The 17,974-nt window shown below is 66.6% G+C and carries 20 protein-coding genes; 15 read left to right on the forward strand and 5 right to left on the reverse strand.

Annotated features, from left to right (window positions below; translation table 11 throughout):
- Window positions 1-109 precede the first annotated feature (109 nt).
- Window positions 110-1,330: an MFS transporter gene (locus LGN19_RS25020; RefSeq protein WP_226217692.1), complete on the forward strand. Its 1,221-nt coding sequence runs from the start codon at window positions 110-112 to the stop codon at window positions 1,328-1,330.
- Between the two features lie 72 nt (window positions 1,331-1,402).
- Here LGN19_RS25020 and LGN19_RS25025 read toward each other — a convergent pair whose 3' ends face one another.
- Window positions 1,403-2,485 carry a helix-turn-helix transcriptional regulator gene (locus LGN19_RS25025; RefSeq protein WP_226217694.1) on the reverse strand — a complete coding sequence of 361 codons (1,083 nt, stop codon included), beginning with the start codon at window positions 2,483-2,485 and terminating at the stop codon, window positions 1,403-1,405.
- A 504-nt stretch (window positions 2,486-2,989) separates the two neighbouring features.
- Here LGN19_RS25025 and LGN19_RS25030 point away from each other — a divergent pair.
- From LGN19_RS25030 to LGN19_RS25080, 11 genes are all read left to right on the forward strand, one after another.
- Window positions 2,990-3,259: a DUF4148 domain-containing protein gene (locus LGN19_RS25030; protein ID WP_122945673.1), complete on the forward strand. Its 270-nt coding sequence runs from the start codon at window positions 2,990-2,992 to the stop codon at window positions 3,257-3,259.
- A 252-nt stretch (window positions 3,260-3,511) separates the two neighbouring features.
- Complete coding sequence (locus LGN19_RS25035) at window positions 3,512-3,913, forward strand: DnaJ family domain-containing protein (RefSeq protein ID WP_043187968.1); 402 nt, start codon at window positions 3,512-3,514, stop codon at window positions 3,911-3,913.
- The gene (tadA, locus tag LGN19_RS25040) at window positions 3,910-4,512 is read left to right on the forward strand and encodes a tRNA adenosine(34) deaminase TadA (protein ID WP_226217696.1); all 603 of its coding nucleotides are present in this window, start codon (window positions 3,910-3,912) and stop codon (window positions 4,510-4,512) included. The genes LGN19_RS25035 and tadA overlap by 4 nt, the downstream gene beginning before the upstream one ends.
- Before the next feature lie 112 nt (window positions 4,513-4,624).
- Complete coding sequence (gene ldcA / locus LGN19_RS25045) at window positions 4,625-5,563, forward strand: muramoyltetrapeptide carboxypeptidase (protein ID WP_226217697.1); 939 nt, start codon at window positions 4,625-4,627, stop codon at window positions 5,561-5,563.
- Between the two features lie 307 nt (window positions 5,564-5,870).
- Entirely contained in the window at window positions 5,871-6,575 is a 705-nt protein-coding gene (locus tag LGN19_RS25050; protein ID WP_226217699.1) for a GntR family transcriptional regulator, read from the forward strand.
- A 150-nt stretch (window positions 6,576-6,725) separates the two neighbouring features.
- Entirely contained in the window at window positions 6,726-8,210 is a 1,485-nt protein-coding gene (locus LGN19_RS25055; RefSeq protein ID WP_122945668.1) for an NCS1 family nucleobase:cation symporter-1, read from the forward strand.
- 10 nt (window positions 8,211-8,220) lie between these two features.
- Window positions 8,221-9,012, forward strand: coding sequence for an aspartate/glutamate racemase family protein (locus LGN19_RS25060; RefSeq protein ID WP_174960932.1), 792 nt, complete (start codon window positions 8,221-8,223; stop codon window positions 9,010-9,012).
- Between the two features lie 148 nt (window positions 9,013-9,160).
- Complete coding sequence (puuE, locus tag LGN19_RS25065) at window positions 9,161-10,114, forward strand: allantoinase PuuE (RefSeq protein ID WP_041492879.1); 954 nt, start codon at window positions 9,161-9,163, stop codon at window positions 10,112-10,114.
- Window positions 10,111-10,632, forward strand: coding sequence for a 2-oxo-4-hydroxy-4-carboxy-5-ureidoimidazoline decarboxylase (gene uraD / locus LGN19_RS25070; RefSeq protein WP_226217701.1), 522 nt, complete (start codon window positions 10,111-10,113; stop codon window positions 10,630-10,632). The genes puuE and uraD overlap by 4 nt, the downstream gene beginning before the upstream one ends.
- A 62-nt stretch (window positions 10,633-10,694) precedes the next feature.
- Window positions 10,695-11,708 carry an allantoicase gene (gene alc / locus LGN19_RS25075; RefSeq protein ID WP_226217703.1) on the forward strand — a complete coding sequence of 338 codons (1,014 nt, stop codon included), beginning with the start codon at window positions 10,695-10,697 and terminating at the stop codon, window positions 11,706-11,708.
- Window positions 11,705-12,217 (forward strand): ureidoglycolate lyase, encoded by a 513-nt coding sequence (locus LGN19_RS25080; RefSeq protein ID WP_124450504.1) that lies wholly within the window; start codon window positions 11,705-11,707, stop codon window positions 12,215-12,217. Before alc ends, LGN19_RS25080 begins: the two co-directional genes overlap by 4 nt.
- An 84-nt stretch (window positions 12,218-12,301) precedes the next feature.
- Here LGN19_RS25080 and LGN19_RS25085 read toward each other — a convergent pair whose 3' ends face one another.
- Entirely contained in the window at window positions 12,302-13,267 is a 966-nt protein-coding gene (locus LGN19_RS25085; protein ID WP_226217705.1) for a LysR family transcriptional regulator, read from the reverse strand.
- A 152-nt stretch (window positions 13,268-13,419) separates the two neighbouring features.
- On the opposite strand from LGN19_RS25085, the gene LGN19_RS25090 reads away from it, so the two are divergent.
- The gene (locus tag LGN19_RS25090; protein WP_226217707.1) at window positions 13,420-13,824 is read left to right on the forward strand and encodes a RidA family protein; all 405 of its coding nucleotides are present in this window, start codon (window positions 13,420-13,422) and stop codon (window positions 13,822-13,824) included.
- A 30-nt stretch (window positions 13,825-13,854) separates the two neighbouring features.
- Here the strand turns inward: LGN19_RS25090 and LGN19_RS25095 are convergent, their stop codons facing one another.
- Window positions 13,855-14,670, reverse strand: a complete 816-nt coding sequence (locus LGN19_RS25095; protein ID WP_226217709.1) for an aminotransferase class IV family protein — start codon at window positions 14,668-14,670, stop codon at window positions 13,855-13,857.
- Window positions 14,671-14,804: 134 nt separating this feature from the next.
- Between LGN19_RS25095 and LGN19_RS25100 the strand changes: the two genes are divergently transcribed.
- Complete coding sequence (locus LGN19_RS25100; protein WP_226217711.1) at window positions 14,805-15,725, forward strand: LysR substrate-binding domain-containing protein; 921 nt, start codon at window positions 14,805-14,807, stop codon at window positions 15,723-15,725.
- A 72-nt stretch (window positions 15,726-15,797) separates the two neighbouring features.
- Window positions 15,798-16,199, forward strand: coding sequence for an ACT domain-containing protein (locus LGN19_RS25105; protein WP_226217712.1), 402 nt, complete (start codon window positions 15,798-15,800; stop codon window positions 16,197-16,199).
- Between the two features lie 86 nt (window positions 16,200-16,285).
- On the opposite strand, the gene LGN19_RS25110 is transcribed toward LGN19_RS25105, so the two are convergent.
- Both LGN19_RS25110 and uraH read right to left on the reverse strand, forming a co-directional pair.
- The gene (locus tag LGN19_RS25110) at window positions 16,286-17,479 is read right to left on the reverse strand and encodes a urate hydroxylase PuuD (RefSeq protein WP_122945658.1); all 1,194 of its coding nucleotides are present in this window, start codon (window positions 17,477-17,479) and stop codon (window positions 16,286-16,288) included.
- A gap of 51 nt (window positions 17,480-17,530) precedes the next feature.
- Window positions 17,531-17,884 (reverse strand): hydroxyisourate hydrolase, encoded by a 354-nt coding sequence (gene uraH / locus LGN19_RS25115; RefSeq protein WP_011352401.1) that lies wholly within the window; start codon window positions 17,882-17,884, stop codon window positions 17,531-17,533.
- Between the last annotated feature and the right edge of the window lie 90 nt (window positions 17,885-17,974).

Consider the following 17,974-nt stretch of genomic DNA (forward strand, 5'->3'; position numbering starts at 1 on the left):
CATGTCGATTTCCCGATGCGTCGCCCGTCGTATCCATGTCGACCGGGCAGGACGCCACGCGGGTGGCACCCGGTTCCCGGGTATTGCCGTCACGAAAAGGAGCCACGCCATGCCGGATTCCCGATACCGCTGGGTGATCGTCGCCGCGGGCGGCCTGATGGGCTGCATCGCGGTCGGCGCGATGTTTTCGCTGCCGGTGTTCCTGCGCGCGATCGCGCGCGACACCGGCTGGTCGATGACCGGCATTTCCGGCGCGATGACGCTCGGCTTCATTGCCATGGCCTTCGCGAGCATGGGGTGGGGCAGCCTGTCGGACCGCATCGGCACGCGCCCGGTCGTCATCACGGGCGCCGTGCTCCTGTCGGCAAGCCTGGCGCTGGCGAGCCGTGCGCCGTCGCTGCTCGCGTTCCAGCTGACTTTCGGCCTCGCCGTCGGCGGCGCGACGGCCGCGATATTCGCGCCGATGATGGCGTGCGTGACCGGCTGGTTCGACACGCACCGCAGCCTGGCGGTGTCGCTCGTGTCGGCCGGGATGGGGATGGCGCCGATGACGATGGCCCCGCTGGCCGCGTGGCTCGTGTCGGTGCGTGACTGGCGCACGTCGATGCTGCTGATGGCGGTGCTGGCGGCGGTCGTGATGATTCCGGTAGCGCTGCTGGTGCGCCGGGCGCCTGCGCTCTACGGCGCGCCCGCGGCGCTGGCGGCCCCCGCACCGGCGGGCGAGCCTGTGGCGATGTCGGTCGTGGAGGCGCTGCGTTCGCCGCAGTTCATCGTGCTGTTGCTGACCAACTTCTTCTGCTGCGCGACGCATTCGGGCCCGATCTTCCATACGGTCAGCTACGCGGTGACTTGCGGGATCCCGCTGATCGTCGCGGTATCGATCTACAGCGTCGAAGGGCTCGCCGGCATGGGCGGCCGGATCGTGTTCGGGATCCTGGGCGATCGCATCGGCGCGAAGCGCATGCTGGTGGTGGGGCTGCTCGCGCAGGCGCTCGGTGCGCTCGGCTATGATTTCGTGCGCACGCTCGACGGGTTCTACGCGATCGCGACGCTGTTCGGCTTCGTCTATGCGGGTGTGATGCCGCTGTATCCGGTGCTCGCACGCGAGAATTTTCCGCAGCGGATGATGGGCACGGTGATCGGTGGCAGCGCGATGGCCGGTGGCCTCGGCATGGCCGCGGGGCCTGTCGCGGGCGGCCTGATCGTCGATGCGTCCGGCAGCTACGGCTGGCTCTACATCGGTTCGTTCGCGATCGGCATCGGCGCATGCCTGATCGCATGGATGTTTCGTCCGTTTCCGAAATCCCGGTCGATGCGGGCAGTCGCATGACTGTCGTTCGACCGTGAGCCGCATGTCGTGCGGAGCATGGACGCTGCTCAGGATAACGAATGGAATGCTGCGCTAGTCGTGGGAGCCGGCCCGAAACACGCTGCGCAATTCGTCGTGGTTGTGCACGTTGAGCTTGCGATAGATCTTGCGCACGTGATCGATGACCGTGCTGTTGCGCAGCGCGAAGCCGCTCGCGATCTCGCTATGAGAGCGGCCGAGCACGAGCTGCGTGCAGAGTTCGCGCTGGCGTTCGGTCAACCCGAATTCGAAACCGAGTCGTTCGATCTCCAGTTCGAGCGGCGGAAAATGTTCGATGTAGATCACGATCGAGAAATCGCGCTGCACGGGGCGTGCGTCGGCGAGGCGATAGGCCCTGAAGCGAAAGCGGCCGGCGGTATTGCGGCGCTCGAGCGTCGCGGGTGGCGCGGGATGTCCGCGCCAGATCCGGTTGACGTTCGACAGCAGCGGGGCGAGCCAGTCCGGCAGGTGGTCGTGACGATAGAACGCGAGCGGTTCGCCGGTCGCGAGCGACAGCATCCGGATGCTGTCCGTGTTGTGCAGCAGGAGCCGGCCGGCACCATCGACGACGACGATCGCGGACAGGCTGCCTTCCGCCTCGTGCAGCGGCAGTTGCGCGGGCCGCGACAGCGCGTGCGCGAGATGTCTGGCGACGGGTTCGATGTCGCGATGATTCTTTTCCGAGAACGGGCGACTGCCGGGCGCGCGTGACAGCTGCAGGCTGCCCCAGCCGCGCGTGCCGTCCGTCGCGGTCAGTTCGAGACAATGACGCATCGAGGTCGGCTGCCACAGGTCCGCATACATCTCGCTCGACAGCAGTTCATCGTCGTAGTGCGCGCTGTTGACGAAGCCACGGCCGCGGCGCATCGCATCGGAGAACGTGACGCCGAGCACCTCCTGCCGCGCGGTGTTGTGCACGTTCATGAAGTACGACGGCAATACCGTGTAGACCGTGTCGTTCTCGCTGTAGACGTCCGACAGTGCGTAGTGCTCGTCGGCGTAGAAGAACATGCCCCAGTCGGCGCCGACGATGTGCCGTGCGGCTTCAATCACATGAGGAATGACGAGGCGCGGCTCGACGCCGAGCGAACAGAGTCGTCGGATGTGACTCGCCAGCGCGACGTGCTTGTCGGACATCGAGATGCTCCTCGAGCATGCATCGGACTCGCGCGCGGCGTCGTGCTGACATGGCCGATTGCGCATGTGCCGTCCTGTCTGTCCAGCTTAGACGCTCAACATGACAACGACCGAAATTGCCCCCTTTCAAGGGGGCGTCAAAGCGGCACGCGGTTTCTATCATTGCTCCATTCCGGTTGTATTCACGTGACGAACATGCCGTTGCCTTCGGCGTGCGGCATTCGTCCGATGCAATCCGAATGCGACGGGAATATCCGATTCGCGATGCGGCGGGACGCGCGAGTCACACAACTCGAAACGCGCAAGGTGGCCGCAGCACGAAATCGCGCATGTCGATGCGCCAGCCCCGGGGGGAAACAGGGGGATTGCCAGCAAGGATCGACGTTGCGTGCGCGCCGGATGCGGCGGCACGCGAGCAGGCAGGACGTCGAAGTGCGCGGACGGTGTGAAGATGGCGCCGGCCGCGTCGTTGGGGGGTATTGCAGCTTCATGTGAGGTGCCACGATGAAGACCATGTACAAGGCGGCGCTGGCCGCAATCTGCGTGCTGGGCGCAGTGGGGCTCGCGCAGGCGCAGGAAGGGAGCGCGCCGATGTCGACGCCGCCGTCCGATGCCGCGATCAGCGCGACGTCGATGGGCAGCATGCCCAGCGCAGGGTCGCAGGCGGGTAGTCCGACCGCGCTCACGCGAGCGCAGGTCCGGAACGAACTGCTGCGCGCGCAGAAGTCGGGCGAACTCGAACGTCTCAACAATGAGTTGTACAACGGACAGTAGTAGCGGACCTGACGACGCGGCCGTGGCGAAGCGGCTGCGTCGACGGCGGCGCCGGGTATCGGCGGCGTGCATCAATGGGGTACGACCATGCGTGGCCACGAGCCGGCATGGTCTAAAACGGGGTTGGAACAACGCTCGCGCAAGCACGGCGCGAGCGTGTCGTCAATGGCATATCGAGCATTCGTTCGAAGTGCCTGTCACACGTGCGTCACCCTGCTAGAATTCGGCCTGCCGCATTGTTTCGATTGACCGATGAGATTGCTTGACGCCCTGGTCGAACAACGTATTGCCGCTGCTGCTGCGCGGCGCGAGTTCGACGATTTGCCGGGTACCGGCGCGCCGCAGGCGCTGGATGACGACCTGCTCGTACCCGAGGAGGTGCGGGTGGCCAACCGTATCCTGAAGAATGCGGGCTTCGTGCCGCCGGCCGTTGAGCAATTGCGCGCGCTGCGCAATCTGCATGACGAAGTGCAGGCGGTCAGCGACCGTGCCGCGCGGTGCCGGCTGCAGGCGAAGATCCTCGCGCTCGACATGGCGCTCGAATCACTGCGCGGCGGCCCGATGGTGATGCCGCGCGACTACTGCCGGCGCATCGCGGAACGCCTGTGCGAGCGCGGGCTCGACGAAGCGTCCGCCGAAGCGGGGCCGATGTGACGTCCGACGCGCTGCACGACGCAGCCCGGGCGGCGGCCGCCTCGGCGGCCGAATCCGCCGCCGATTCTTCTGTTCCCGTTCCCGACACCGCGCCCGTATCGGCACGCGACCTGCATTTCATGCGTCTTGCGCAGGCCGCCGCCGAAGAGGCGCGCGCGGCCGGCGAAGTGCCGGTCGGTGCGGTGCTCGTGCGCGGCGACGAAGTGATCGCACGCGGCTTCAACCATCCGATCGGCGGGCACGACCCGTCGGCCCATGCGGAAATGGCCGCGCTGCGCATGGCCGCGCAGCATCTGCAGAATTACCGGATGCCCGGCTGCGAGCTGTACGTGACGCTCGAGCCGTGCCTGATGTGCGCGGGCGCGATCATGCATGCGCGCATCGCGCGGGTCGTCTACGGCGCCGCCGACCCGAAGACGGGAGCCTGCGGCAGCGTGATCGACGCGTTCGCGAATCCGCAACTCAACCACCACACCGAAGTGACCGGCGGCGTGCTTGCCGACGAGTGCGGTGCCGCGCTGAAGTCGTTCTTCGCCGAGCGCCGTCGTGCGCTGCGCGAAGCACGGCTGGCCCGCGACGCCGAATCCGGCGCGTCATAGGCGCGCCCGCCGCGCGCGTCGCCCGGTGCGAGCCAGCCGGGCGCCCACGGTTCCGTGAACCGGAGACGGTTCAGGCCCTCTAAGCAGGTTTGACGACCCGACACCCTTCGCCATGTCCTTCCAGCCCGCCGCGTCCTACACCATCCGCCTGCTTGCGCCGTCCGGCTATCCGCACGACCCCGACGCGATCAACCGCGCGCTCGAGCGCCTCAGCACCGCGCAGCACCGCATCGAGAACGTCGAGGCGACCCAGCGGCGCTTCCAGCGGTTCGGCGGCACCGACGGCGAACGGGCTGGCGATCTGAATCGTCTTGCCGATCCCGAACGGCCGCTGCCGGACATCGCACTCGCGGTGCGCGGTGGCTACGGGGCCGCGCGCATCCTGCACGGGCTCGACTATCGCGGGCTCGAACGCAGGCTGCGCGACCAGCCGGTCGCGCTCGTCGGCCACAGCGACTTCACGGCACTCCAGCTCGCGCTGTACGCGAAGGCGCGCATCAAGACGTTCGGCGGTCCGATGCTGTCCGCCGACTTCGGCGCGGAAACGCCGAGCGATTTCACGATGCAGCACTTCTGGCAGACGCTGACGCAGCCGAGCACGACGATCATCGTCGAAGCGCCGCAGGTGCAGACCGTCAACGTGACGGGCACGCTGTGGGGCGGCAACCTCGCGATCCTCACGTCGCTCGTCGGCACGCCGTACATGCCCGACATCGAAGGCGGCATCCTGTTCATCGAGGACGTCAACGAGCAGCCGTTCCGGATCGAACGGATGATCTATCAACTGCATCTGTCGGGGCTGCTCGCGCGCCAGCAGGCGCTCGTGCTCGGCCAGTTCACCGGTGCGCGGCCGTTCGAGTACGACAACGGCTACGACATGCAGGCGATGATCGACCAGGTGCGCGCGGTGGTCGGGATCCCGGTCGTCACGGGGCTCCAGTTCGGCCATGTGCCCGACCTGCTGACGCTGCCGTTCGGCGCGCAGGCGCAGCTGGTCGCGAATGCGCACGGTTTCCGGCTCACGCTGTCGGACTATCCGCATCTCGGCTGAGGCGGGCGCGATCGATCGAAAGGCGGGTTTCCCGCCTTTTTCTTTATGTAAATGCGCAACTAACGGTCGAATGTTTTCGTCGTCGCCAGGTGGGGCGGCGCCGGATCTTGCACCAGTTTTGTCAACAAAATGGCCGGAAGGGTATACGACGAGAAGGGCCCCGGTCGTACGTCGAAGCCTTGTCGTGCATGGATTTGACGCATCGTGCACCGAACGGGGTCGCATCGATGCACGCCGATTGTGCGCAATCCCGGAAAAGAATTGTTGACAATCTTTATGTCCGCCCTAGGATGAGGATCATCACACGATGCCGATCATGAACGACTCCGAATCCCACCCGTCCGGTGCAGCCAGTCCCGAAGCGATCGCCGAGCGGATCCGCACGGCAATCCTCGAGCATCGGCTCGCGCCCGGCGCGAAGCTGACGGAGGCGCAGCTCTGCGACGTGTTCAACGTGAAGCGCGGGGCGATCCGCCAGGCGCTCGCGCAGCTCGCGACCGACAAGCTGGTCGATCTCGAGCCGAACCGCGGCGCGTTCGTCGCGAGCCCGACGCTGCAGGACGTGCACGAGGTGTTCGAGATGCGCCGGATCATCGAGCTCGCCGTGGTCGAGCGGCTTGCGACCGGGCCCGGCGCGAAGCGGCTGAAAGGGGTCGCCGCGCTGATCGAAAAGGAGCGCAAGGCGTTCGAGCGGCACGACTTCGCCGCCTGGATCCGCCTGTCGGGCGAATTCCATACGACGCTTGCCACGCTGATGGGCAATGCGACGCTCAGCGCGTGCCTCGAAGGGCTGGTCGCACGCTCGACGCTGATGTCGGCGCTGTACGAATCGCACGGGCGCAGCCCGTGCTCGTGCGACGACCACGACGAGATCCTCGGCGCGCTGGAGGCGGGGGATCCGAAGCGGGCGGTGACGCTGATGGCGCATCACCTGCAGCATGTCGAACTGAAGATGCTGGACCGGCCCGCACAAGGGCAGGTCGATTTGCGCGAAGTGTTCGGCGGCGCCTGAGCGGCGACGCGAACCCGGCCGCGCGCCACAAGAACGAGCGAAATGCAGGCCCGCGGTGTATGCCGCGGGCCGCTGGTCCGACTCCGGGCGTCGATCCGGAGCGATATCGATGACGGTGGAGCGGCCGCCCGGCCGCGTCAAGGAGAAGTCATGGCTCAGTTCAGTGTGGCGCACGACAGCGCCTATCCGGCGGAAGAAGGCGGCGAGGGCGGCGACCCGGCACTGCCGAATGGTTACAGCGAACGTCTGTACAACGAAGATTTGGCACCCCTGAAAAATCAGACGTGGGGTTCTTACAACATATTCGCGTTCTGGATGTCGGACGTGCACAGCGTCGGCGGCTACGTGTTCGCGGGCAGCCTGTTCGCGCTCGGGCTGACGAGCTGGCAGGTGCTGATCGCGCTGATCGTCGGGATCGGCATCGTGAACCAGCTGTGCAACCTGATCGCGCGGCCGAGCCAGCAGGTCGGCGTGCCGTATCCGGTCGCGTGCCGCGCGACGTTCGGCGTGCTCGGCGCGAACGTGCCGGCCGTGATCCGCGGGTTGATCGCGATCGCGTGGTACGGCATCCAGACCTATCTCGCATCGAGCGCGCTCGTGATCGTCGTGCTGAAGTTCTTCCCGCAATGGCTGCCTTACGCGGACGTCCACCGCTACGGCTTCCTCGGGCTGTCGGCGGTCGGCTGGGCGGGCTTCATGCTGCTGTGGGTGCTCCAGGCGCTCGTGTTCTGGAACGGGATGGAGACGATCAAGAAGTTCATCGACTTCGCGGGGCCGGCCGTCTACGTCGTGATGTTCATCCTCGCCGGCTACATGGTGTGGCGCGCGGGCTGGCGCAACATCGGCATCAATCTCGGCGGCGTGAAGTACCACGGCGCGGAAGTGATTCCGGTGATGATCACGGCCGTGTCGCTGGTCGTGTCGTACTTCTCCGGGCCGATGCTGAACTTCGGCGATTTCTCGCGCTACTGCCGTTCGTTCGGCGAAGTGAAGCGCGGCAATTTCTGGGGGCTGCCCGTCAACTTCCTCGCGTTCTCGCTCGTCACGGTGATCACGACGGCCGCGACGCTGCCGGTGTTCGGCGAGCTCATCACCGATCCGGTCGAGACGGTCGGCCGCATCGACCATCCGACCGCGGTGATTCTCGGTGCGCTGACGTTCACGATCGCGACAATCGGCATCAACATCGTCGCGAACTTCGTGTCGCCCGCCTTCGACTTCTCGAACGTCGCGCCGCGCCTGATCAGCTGGCGCGCGGGCGGGATGCTCGCGGCCGTCGCGTCGATCTTCATCACGCCGTGGAACCTGTTCAACAACCCGGCCGTGATCCACTACACGCTCGACGTGCTCGGCGCGTTCATCGGCCCGCTGTACGGCGTGCTGATCGCCGACTTCTACCTCGTCAAGCGCGGCCGGCTCGTGCGTGACGACCTGTACACGATGTCGGAAAGCGGCACGTACTGGTACACGGGCGGCGTCAACCGCCGCGCGCTTGCCGCGCTGTTGCCGGCCGCGGTGATCGCGATCGTCTGCGTGATGGTGCCGGGCTGGCAGGGCGTTGCGAACTTCTCGTGGTTCATCGGCGCGGGGCTCGGCTTCGTGTTCTACCGGCTGCTCGTGAGCGCGAAGGCCTGAGGAGCGTGCGATGAAGATCCGACTGATCAATCCGAATACGACCCAGCGGATGACCGACGCGATGGGCCGCTGCGCGCGCGAAGTCGCGGCCGCCGGGACGGAAATCGTCGCGGTGAGCCCGCCGATGGGGCCGCCGTCGATCGAAGGGTATTACGACGAGGCGCTCGCAACACCGGGGCTGCTCGCCGAGATCGCGCAGGGCGAGCGCGACGGCTGCGACGCGTACGTGATCGCATGTTTCGGCGATCCGGGCCTCTACGCGGCACGCGAGCTGGCGCGCGGGCCGGTGATCGGCATTGCCGAGGCCGCGATGCATGCGGCGAGCGTGCTTGCGCCGGGCTTCTCGGTCGTCACGACGCTCGCGCGCACCTGCGGGATGGCGTGGCACCTGGCTGAGCGCTACGGGATGAAGCGCTTCTGCCGCAACGTGCGCGCGACCGACGTTGCGGTGCTCGAGCTCGACCGGCCGGGCTCGGCCGCGCGCCGGATCATCGTCGACGAATGCCGGCGCGCGCTCGACGAGGACGGCGCCGACGCGATCGTGCTCGGTTGCGCGGGGATGGCCGAGTTCGCGCACGAGATCGAGCAGCAGATCGGCGCGCCGGTGGTCGAGGGCGTCACGGCGGCCGTCAAGTGGGCCGAGGCGCTCGTCGCGCTGCGCCTCGCGACCGCGAAGCGCGGCGATTACGCGCGGCCGCTGCCGAAGCGCTACGACGGCGCGTTCGCCCGCTTCAGCCCGCCGGACGGGGATGCGGCGGAACCGGTGCCGAATTTGCCGCAACCGCACATACACACCGTCTGACACGCACTATCTGCGCCGCTGTATGGGCGCGTATGGGCGTTTTCGCTACACTGGGCCGTCATCGCATCGGCTTGCGCAGCCGGCTTCCGGCCCCCGCGCAGTCGATGCGAACCCATTATTTCAGCGAGCTTTCGCCGCACTTCGAACCATGTCACTCGATCCCAACTATCCTCGCGACCTGATCGGCTACGGCCGCCATCCCGTTCAGGCGAACTGGCCGGGACGCGCCCGCGTCGCCGTGCAATTCGTGCTGAACTACGAGGAGGGCGGCGAGAACTGCGTGCTGCATGGCGATCCGGGCTCCGAGCAGTTCCTGTCCGAAATCGTCGGCGCGGCCGCGTATCCCGACCGCCACATGAGCATGGAGTCGATCTACGAATACGGTTCGCGGGCCGGCGTGTGGCGCATCCTGCGCGAATTCGAGAAGCGCGGGATGCCGCTGACGGTATTCGGCGTCGGCATGGCGATCGAACGCCATCCGGAGCTCGCGCGCGCGTTCGTCGAGCTCGGCCATGAAATCGCGTGCCACGGCTGGCGCTGGATCCACTACCAGAGCATGACGCCGGAACTCGAGGCCGAGCATATGCGCCTCGGAATGGAAGCGATCGAGCGCGTGACGGGCGAGCGCCCGCTCGGCTGGTACACCGGCCGCGACAGCCCCAACACGCACCGCCTGGTCGCCGAATACGGCGGCTTCCTGTACGACTCCGACAACTACGGCGACGACCTGCCGTTCTGGATGGATGTCGAGGTGTCGGGCGGCAAGAAGTCGCCGCAGCTGATCGTGCCGTACACGCTCGACACGAACGACATGCGCTTCGCGACGCCGCAGGGCTTCAACACCGGCGATCACTTCTTCGACTACCTGCGCGACGCGTTCGACGTGCTGTACGCGGAGGGTGACGAAGCGCCGAAGATGCTGTCGATCGGCATGCACTGCCGGTTGCTCGGCCGGCCGGGCCGGTTCCGCGGGCTGCAGCGATTCCTCGATCACATCGAGAAGCACGATCGCGTATGGGTGACGCGCCGTGTCGATATCGCGCGTCACTGGCGTGAACATCATCCGTATCAGCCCAATCATCGAAACGAAGGGAAAGCATGAAGGCGATGCGCTACACGTTGGATCAACTGAACACGATGGCGCCGAGCGCATTTGTCGCGGCACTGTCGGGGATTTTCGAACACTCGCCGTGGGTGGCCGAAGTCGCCGCCGGCGAGCGGCCGTTCGCGAGCATCGACGCGCTGCACCAGACGATGTCGGGCGCGGTGGAAACGGGCGGCGAAGTGCGCCAGCTCGCGCTGATCAACGCTCACCCGGAGCTGGCCGGCAAGGCCGCCGTGCGCGGCGAGCTGACCGCCGAGTCGACACGCGAGCAGAGCGGCGCGGGCCTCGACCAGTGCACGCAGGAAGAGTTCGACAAGCTGCTGACGCTGAACCGCACGTATCGCGAGAAGTTCGGCTTCCCGTTCATCCTCGCGGTGCGCGGCTATGACCGGCACGGCATCATCGCGAACTTCGAGTCGCGCGTGAATCATTCGCGCACCGAGGAACTGCGGGCGAGCCTCGACCAGATCTACCGGATCGCGCGCTTCCGCCTCGACGACCTGATCGACGCCTGACACCGCAATACGGCCGGCTGCGTCGCAGCGGCCTGATCGCCTCACTGAAACAAGGAAACATCATGGCTGTTCCGCTTCTCGATCCCAACGCACCCGACTTCACGCGGCGCTACGTGAATCTTGCCGACCCGCGTCTCGGTGCGCAGGCGCTCGAAGCCAGCGACGATTTCTTCGCGCCGAAGGATCGGATGCTGAACCCCGAGCCGGCTGTCTTCATCCCCGGCAAGTACGACGACCACGGCAAGTGGATGGACGGCTGGGAAACGCGCCGCAAGCGCACGACGGGCTACGACTGGTGCATCGTCAAGCTTGCGCGCCCGGGCGTGATCAAGGGCTTCGACATCGACACGAGCCACTTCACCGGCAACTTCCCGCCGGCTGCGTCGATCGAGGCCGCGTTCGTGGCCGACGGTGCGCCGACGCATGCGACCGAGTGGGTCGAGATCGTGCCGTCGACGACGCTGCAGGGCAACAGCCATCACTACGTCGAAGCGAGCGATGCGCGCGCCTTCACGCACCTGCGCGTGAACATCTACCCGGACGGCGGCATTGCACGCCTGCGCGTATACGGCCAGCCGCAACTCGACTGGGCCGTCGCGAGCGCGACCGAGCAGTTCGATCTCGCGGCGATGGAAAACGGCGGTTACGTGGTGGCCGCGAACAACCAGCACTTCGGCGTCGCATCGAACCTGCTGCTGCCGGGCCGCGGCGTGAACATGGGCGACGGCTGGGAAACCCGCCGCCGCCGCGAACCGGGCAACGACTGGGCGATCATCGCGCTTGCGCAGCCGGGCGTGATCCGCAAGATCGAAGTCGATACCGCGTTCTTCAAGGGTAACTTCCCGGACCGCTGCTCGATCCAGGCCGCATACGTGTCTGGCGGCACGGACAGCTCGCTGATCACGCAGTCGATGTTCTGGCCGGTGCTGCTCGGCGAACAGAAGCTGCAGATGGACAAGCAGCACTACTTCGAAAAGGACATCGCGTCGCTCGGCCCCGTCACGCACGTGCGACTGAACATCATTCCGGACGGCGGCGTGTCGCGCCTGCGTCTGTGGGGGACGCTCGACAAATGAAGACGCTTGCCATCGAACCGCTGACCAAGGAAGCGTTCGCGCCGTTCGGCGACGTGATCGAAACGGACGGGGCGAAGCAGATCCCGATCAACCTCGGCACCACGATCCGCTTTCACGACCTCGCGAAAGTCGACGTGACCGATGAAGACGGCCGCACGCTCGTCAACCTGTTCCGCGGCCAGCCGCGCACGCTGCCGTTCGAAGTGAAGATGCTGGAGCGGCACCCGCTCGGCAGCCAGGCGTTCGTGCCGCTGAACGACCAGCCGTATCTCGTCGTCGTGGCGCCCGCGGGCGATCTCGATCCGGCGAAGATCCGCGCGTTCGTGACGAGCGGGTGGCAGGGCGTCAACTATGCGAAGGGCGTGTGGCATCACCCGCTGATTGCGCTCGGCGGCGTCAGCGACTTCATCGTTGTCGATCGCGGTGGCGACGGCCTGAACCTGAACGAGCAGGACCTGCAGGAATCGCTGTGGCTCACCGACGAGGCGCTGCACGCGCTGACTGCGTGAGTCGCCCGCGTATTCGCGACTGACTGCTGTCGAAACCCGCGCAACCTGCGCGGGTTTTTTTATGTACGGTCGCTTTCTCGCGATTCAGGTCGCCGCGGTTTTGCGCGTAGCGAGCGAACCTTGGCCGCCGCGGCGCCGGTTCGCGACCGGCGCATGCTGCGCCATCAGCTCGGCGACCCAGTCGATGAACACGCGCAGCTTCGCGCTGACGTGCCGGTTCGGCGGGAACGCAACGTACATCGGCATCGGTTCGAGCTGCCATCGCTCGAACAGCGGCACCAGTTCGCCGCGGGCGCGATGTGCGCCGGCCATGTAGTCGGGCAGCCACAGAATGCCCAACCCGGCGAGGCCGGCCTCGAGGTACGCGTTGCCATCGTCGACCGCGAGCACGTAGCGTCCGCGCACGGTGACCCGCTCGCCGTCGCATGCCATCTCGAACGGCAACGCCTTGCCGGTGCGTGCCCACAGAAAACCGACGATCCGGTGATGGGTGTCCTCCAGCTCGTCCGGATGCGTCGGCGTGCCGGCGCGGGCGAGATACGCCGGCGACGCATACACGCCGAGCCGCAGGTCGCCGACACGGCGCGCGACCAGCGCGCGGTCGGTCGGCTCGCCGCCGCGTACGACGCAGTCGACGTTCTCGCCGATCACGTCCACCACGCGGTCGCTCACGCCCATGTCGAGCTGGATATCCGGATAGCGTGCATGGAACGCGGGCAGCGCGGGGATCAGGATCAGGCGCGCGAACGGGCTCGGCACGTCCACGCGCAGCCGCCCCCGGGGTGACGCGGACGCCGCGGACAGGCTCGTTTCGGCATCGTCCATGTCGGCCAGCAGCCGCACGACGCGATCGTAGTATGCGGCGCCGTCCGCGGTGACGACGACCTTGCGCGTCGTGCGGTTGAACAGCTTCACGCGCAGCCGCGCTTCGAGCTGCTGCACGAGTTGCGTGACGGTGGTGCGGCTCATGTGCAGCGTCTCGGCCGCCTTCGTGAAGCTGCCGGCTTCCACCACGCGGGCGAACGCCTGCATTGCGTCGAATCGATCCATCGGGTCAGGGCTCCGCGTTGGTCGGAAATTGTTTGGGACGTGCAAACAGTGTTGGACAGGGTTGCCGGTTTATCCGCCGTGCATCGGTCCGTAAAGTGCCTTCATCGTTGATGCCGGGGCGACTTCGCCCCATAAACCGAAGGAGGTATGGGATGGTAAAGCGTAGCGTGGTGTTTCCGCCCGGTCGCCAGGCGCTGTACGACCGCAACCGCTATTCGCCGGCAGTGCGCTCGAACGGCTTCCTGTTCGTGTCCGGGCAGGTCGGCAGCCGCGAGGACGGCTCGCCCGAACCGGAACTCGGCACGCAGGTCCGCCGCGCGTTCGACAACCTGAATGCGGTGCTGCGCGCGGCCGGTTGCACGTTCGACGACGTCGTCGACGTGACGGTGTTCCTCGTCGATCCCGAAGCGACGTTCGAGCGGATCTGGGAGATCGTCCCCGAATACTGGGGCGATGCACCGCATCCGACGCTGACTGCTGTCGGTGTGACCTGGCTGTATGGCTTCCAGTTCGAGATCAAGGCGATCGCGCGGCTGCCGGAGACGGTCGACGGGTGAGCGGGCGCTCGCGGTTCGCGGCGGCGCGCATCACGGTGCGACGGGCGCTTCCTGTTCGTATGCGCGATGCAACAGCGCGACGAACGATGACGAATCGGGCAACGTCGCCGTGCCGAACCGGCGCACGGCGATCCCGGGCGTCCACGAATTCATCACGACGGCGCCGGCCAGCGACGGCAGGTCGGCCGGTGTCAGTTCGCGATCGTGCTGCGCGACGCCCAGGCGCGATAGTTGCCGGCGCACGATGCGCATCGTGACGCCGCCGAGCATGCCGGCAACGGGCCACACGACCGCGTCGCCGGTCCAGAATGCCAGATTCCAGATCGAGCCCTCGCTGATGCGCCTGTGGCGATCGACGAACGCCGCATCGTCGAAACCTTGCGCGATCGCGCGGCGCAGCAAGTGCGTCTTGGCGACTTCGCCGACGTGCTTGATTTCCGGCAGCATACGCTCGTGTTCGAACAGCGCGAGATCGAGCGGGCCCGCCGGCCCCGACGACGGCGCGGTCGTGCGGACCAGCACGTCGAGCGTTTCATCGTCGCGCGGCGCGACGAATTCACCCGTCGTCGCATGCACGGTCGCCGTCAGCGACAGCGCCGACGGCGCGTGATCGAGCGCGGCGCGCAGGAGCGCGCGAATCCGGTCGTCGGGCAGTGCCTGGCCGAACAGCGTGTTCGACGCATCGCGCAGCCGCGCGAGGTGCAGGTCGAGGCCGCGCACGCGGCCGTCGCGCACCTGCATCGCGGTGAAATGCGCATGGCCGGCGAACGCGAGCGCGGCGAGCGCGTCCGGAGTGGCGGCGACGCCGTTGAGCTGGACGACGGACGGGAACGGGGCAACGGTCATCGATGGATCTCCGGGTTCGGTCGCGAGCGCGGGGCGGCTCGCCACATCTTCAAGAAAGTTTATTGTTTGTCGATTGATGGGCGCTTGAAAAACGAGTAGTTTTGGAACGGTCATCAAATCCGGTTTGAAGATCGATGGAACGCATGTGGCCCGGTACGCGCGCGCTGAGGACGTTCGATGCGGCGGCGCGGCACCTGAATTTCTCGCGGGCGGCCGACGAGGTCGGGCTGACGCCGGCAGCCGTCAGTCACCAGATCAAGGAAATCGAGGCGCAGCTCGACATGGAACTGTTCGTCCGCACGAGCCGCAGCATCCGGCTGACGCCGGCCGGCGTCGTGCTGGCGGCTGCGGCCGCCGATGCGCTGGCGGCACTTCAGCGCGCGACCGTGCGGGCGCGGCGCATCGCGCGGGAGCAGACGGAGCTGCGGGTGTCGGTCGGCGCGCGCTTCGCGACGCACTGGCTGCTGCCGCGCCTGCCGCGTTTAAGGGCCGCGCATCCGGCGTTCGAGCTGTCGTTCGACATCACCGACCGGTTGCGCGATTTCGATGACGACGACGTCGATGTCGCGATCCGCTTCGGCACCGGGCGTTATCGTGACGCGTGCGCGCAGCGCCTGTTCGATACGTCGGTCATCGCGGTCTGCAGCCCGGCGCTGTTGTCGGCCGGGCCGCCGTTGCGCAAGCCGCGCGATCTGCTGCGCCACACGCTTTGCCACGTCGACTGCGAAGTCGACGGCGTGACCTGGCCGCGCTGGTCGGCGTGGATGGCAGCGGCGGGCGTCGACGGTTTCGACGACAGCCGGTGCGTAGCGTTTCCGGATTCGAGCCACGTCGTGCAGGCCGTGACGGATGGCACGGCGGTCGGTCTTGCAGAGCCGCGCATGATTGCGCGCGATCTCGCGGAAGGGCGCGTCGTGCAGTTGTTCGACGTGAATGTCGAGGTGGCGCCCGGCCTTGCGTATCACGTCGTGTATCCGGAGCGCACGCAGGACGATCCGCGCATCGTCGCCTTGCGCGACTGGCTCGCGGATGAAGTCGCGACGATGCGCGCGTAGCGGTGGCAGCGGCGCGTGCTATCGTGCCCGCATCGCCACCGCACGACGTCCGGTTCCGGACGTGTTCCTCCGATGAGCCAACCTGAAAACGACCTCGCGATCCTGCTGCGCACGATGCGGCCCGAACTGCACCCGGGCGCATTCGCATTCGTGTCGCTGCCGCCCGATACAGACGTATCGTTATCCGAAGTAATTGCAACGTTCCGCGAAGCGGAAGGGCTGACGGTCGTCGTCGACGAGGAGACGGCCGCGCGTCACGGCTGGCCCGTGCTGTTCCGTGCGGCCTGGATCACGCTGACCGTGCATTCCGACCTCGCGGCGGTCGGCCTCACGGCGGCGTTCGCACGCGCACTCGGTGCGGCCGGCATCAGTTGCAACGTGATGGCGGCTGCCTGTCACGATCACATCTTCGTGCCGTTCGACGACGGCCCGCGTGCGCTCGATGCGCTGGTCGCGCTCCAGCGCGACGCGTAGCTGAAGCACGCAAAAAAAACGGGCCCGTCACCGGGCCCGCGAACGGAGAGGATTGCGCCGGCATCCTGCATCCGGCGCACGGCGGCTTACTTGTTCGCGCCACCCTCGAACCAGGCGGCGAGCTTGGTCCGCTCGTCGTCGGTCATGTGCGTGACGTTGCCGATCGGCATCGCCTTCAGGCGCACGGCCTGTTCGTAGATACGCTGCGCGTTCTTCGACACTTCGTCCGGCGTGTCGAACATCACGCCTGCGGGCGCGCTGCCCATCAGCGTCGGCTTCGCCGAGTGGCACTCGACGCAGCGCTGCTGCAGGATCGGCATGATGTCGTTGATCACGACCTTCGGTGCGTTCGCGGCCTGCGCTTCCGGTGCGACCGGCTTCGGCATCGTCCAGACCAGCGCGGCCGACAGCAGTGCGACGCCGCCGATCGGCAGGTACCACAGCTGCTTGCCGCGGTGACGCATCACGAAGAACTGGCGGATCAGCGCGCCGGCCAGCATGATCATCACGAGCACGACCCAGTTGAACTTGTTCGTGTAGGTCATCGCATAGTGGTTCGACAGCATCGCGAACACCACCGGCAGCGTGAAGTACGTGTTGTGCACCGAGCGCTGCTTGCCGCGCTTGCCGTAGATCGGGTTCGGCTCTTCGCCCTTGAGCATCTTGTCGACCATCTTGCGCTGGCCGGGAATGATCACGAAGAACACGTTCGCCGACATGATCGTCGCGAGCATCGCACCGACGATCAGGTACGCGGCACGACCCGCGAAGATGTGGCATGCGAGGTACGCGGCAGCGACCACGTAGATGCCGACGCAGATGCCGAGCACGCGATCGTTGGTGCCGAGGATGCGGCACAGCGAGTCGTAGACGATCCAGCCGGCGGCGAGGAAGCCGAGTGCGGATGCGACGGCGACCACCGGGCCCATGTCGAGCACGCTCTTGTCGATCAGGTACGTGTTCGGCGCGAGCAGGTACAGCACGAAGAACAGCGAGAAGCCCGACAGCCAGGTCGTGTACGACGGCCACTTCGACCAGTGCAGGTCATCCGGCATTTCCGGCGGGGCGACCGTGTACTTCTGCATGTTGTAGAAACCGCCACCGTGGACGTGCCACAGTTCGCCGAACACACCGCGCTTGCGCTGGTTCGGGTCGGTCGGCGGTTTCAGGCTGTTGTCGAGCGCGACGAAATAGAACGACTCGCCGATCCACGCGATGGCGACGATGACGTGCAGCCATCGCAGCGCGAGGTTCAGCCAGTCGGTGATGAAGCCTTCCATGAAACTCCTCCAGACTCAGATTTTGTCTTGATGTGGGCGCTGATGCGGATGTCAGCTGCCGCGATAGGTGCTGTACGACCACGGCGACACGAGCAGCGGCACGTGGTAGTGCGAGCCGGTGTCGGCGATGCCGAAGCGGAGCACGACGCGATCGACGAAACGGGGTTCGGGCACCTTCACGCCGAGCGACGCGAAGTAGTCGCCGGCATGGAACACGAGTTCGTATTCACCGGCGGCGAGCGCGGCGCCTTCGAGCAGGGGTTCGTCGCAGCGGCCGTCGCTATTGGTCAGCACGGTCTTGATCGCGCGGCGCGATTCGCCGTCCAGCGCGTAGAGGTCCACCTTGATTGCAGCGCCGGGACGGCCGTGCGCCGTATCGAGTACGTGGGTAGTGAGCTTTCCCATTCGCAATTGTCCTTGTGTGAATGCGAGGTTCGGCGGCGACTCGATCCATTGACTGTGCGGCGGATCGAGGCTCCACGTCACGTGGCTACA

Origin of the sequence: Burkholderia sp. AU30198 (assembly GCF_020419825.1) — a bacterium.
Classification (GTDB): Bacteria; Pseudomonadota; Gammaproteobacteria; order Burkholderiales; family Burkholderiaceae; genus Burkholderia.

Excerpts from the sequence above, each read along its gene's own strand:
- uraD (WP_226217701.1), top strand. The coding sequence starts at position 10,111 with ATGAAGGCGATGCGCTACACGTTGGATCAACTGAACACGATGGCGCCG.
- LGN19_RS25035 (WP_043187968.1), top strand. The coding sequence starts at position 3,512 with ATGAGATTGCTTGACGCCCTGGTCGAACAACGTATTGCCGCTGCTGCT.
- puuE (WP_041492879.1), top strand. The coding sequence starts at position 9,161 with ATGTCACTCGATCCCAACTATCCTCGCGACCTGATCGGCTACGGCCGC.
- LGN19_RS25105 (WP_226217712.1), top strand. The coding sequence starts at position 15,798 with ATGAGCCAACCTGAAAACGACCTCGCGATCCTGCTGCGCACGATGCGG.
- LGN19_RS25085 (WP_226217705.1), bottom strand. The coding sequence starts at position 13,267 with ATGGATCGATTCGACGCAATGCAGGCGTTCGCCCGCGTGGTGGAAGCC.
- LGN19_RS25020 (WP_226217692.1), top strand. The coding sequence starts at position 110 with ATGCCGGATTCCCGATACCGCTGGGTGATCGTCGCCGCGGGCGGCCTG.
- LGN19_RS25100 (WP_226217711.1), top strand. The coding sequence starts at position 14,805 with ATGGAACGCATGTGGCCCGGTACGCGCGCGCTGAGGACGTTCGATGCG.
- LGN19_RS25030 (WP_122945673.1), top strand. The coding sequence starts at position 2,990 with ATGAAGACCATGTACAAGGCGGCGCTGGCCGCAATCTGCGTGCTGGGC.
- LGN19_RS25060 (WP_174960932.1), top strand. The coding sequence starts at position 8,221 with ATGAAGATCCGACTGATCAATCCGAATACGACCCAGCGGATGACCGAC.
- LGN19_RS25025 (WP_226217694.1), bottom strand. The coding sequence starts at position 2,485 with ATGTCCGACAAGCACGTCGCGCTGGCGAGTCACATCCGACGACTCTGT.
- alc (WP_226217703.1), top strand. The coding sequence starts at position 10,695 with ATGGCTGTTCCGCTTCTCGATCCCAACGCACCCGACTTCACGCGGCGC.
- LGN19_RS25090 (WP_226217707.1), top strand. The coding sequence starts at position 13,420 with ATGGTAAAGCGTAGCGTGGTGTTTCCGCCCGGTCGCCAGGCGCTGTAC.
- LGN19_RS25055 (WP_122945668.1), top strand. The coding sequence starts at position 6,726 with ATGGCTCAGTTCAGTGTGGCGCACGACAGCGCCTATCCGGCGGAAGAA.
- LGN19_RS25095 (WP_226217709.1), bottom strand. The coding sequence starts at position 14,670 with ATGACCGTTGCCCCGTTCCCGTCCGTCGTCCAGCTCAACGGCGTCGCC.
- LGN19_RS25080 (WP_124450504.1), top strand. The coding sequence starts at position 11,705 with ATGAAGACGCTTGCCATCGAACCGCTGACCAAGGAAGCGTTCGCGCCG.
- ldcA (WP_226217697.1), top strand. The coding sequence starts at position 4,625 with ATGTCCTTCCAGCCCGCCGCGTCCTACACCATCCGCCTGCTTGCGCCG.
- LGN19_RS25110 (WP_122945658.1), bottom strand. The coding sequence starts at position 17,479 with ATGGAAGGCTTCATCACCGACTGGCTGAACCTCGCGCTGCGATGGCTG.
- LGN19_RS25050 (WP_226217699.1), top strand. The coding sequence starts at position 5,871 with ATGCCGATCATGAACGACTCCGAATCCCACCCGTCCGGTGCAGCCAGT.
- uraH (WP_011352401.1), bottom strand. The coding sequence starts at position 17,884 with ATGGGAAAGCTCACTACCCACGTACTCGATACGGCGCACGGCCGTCCC.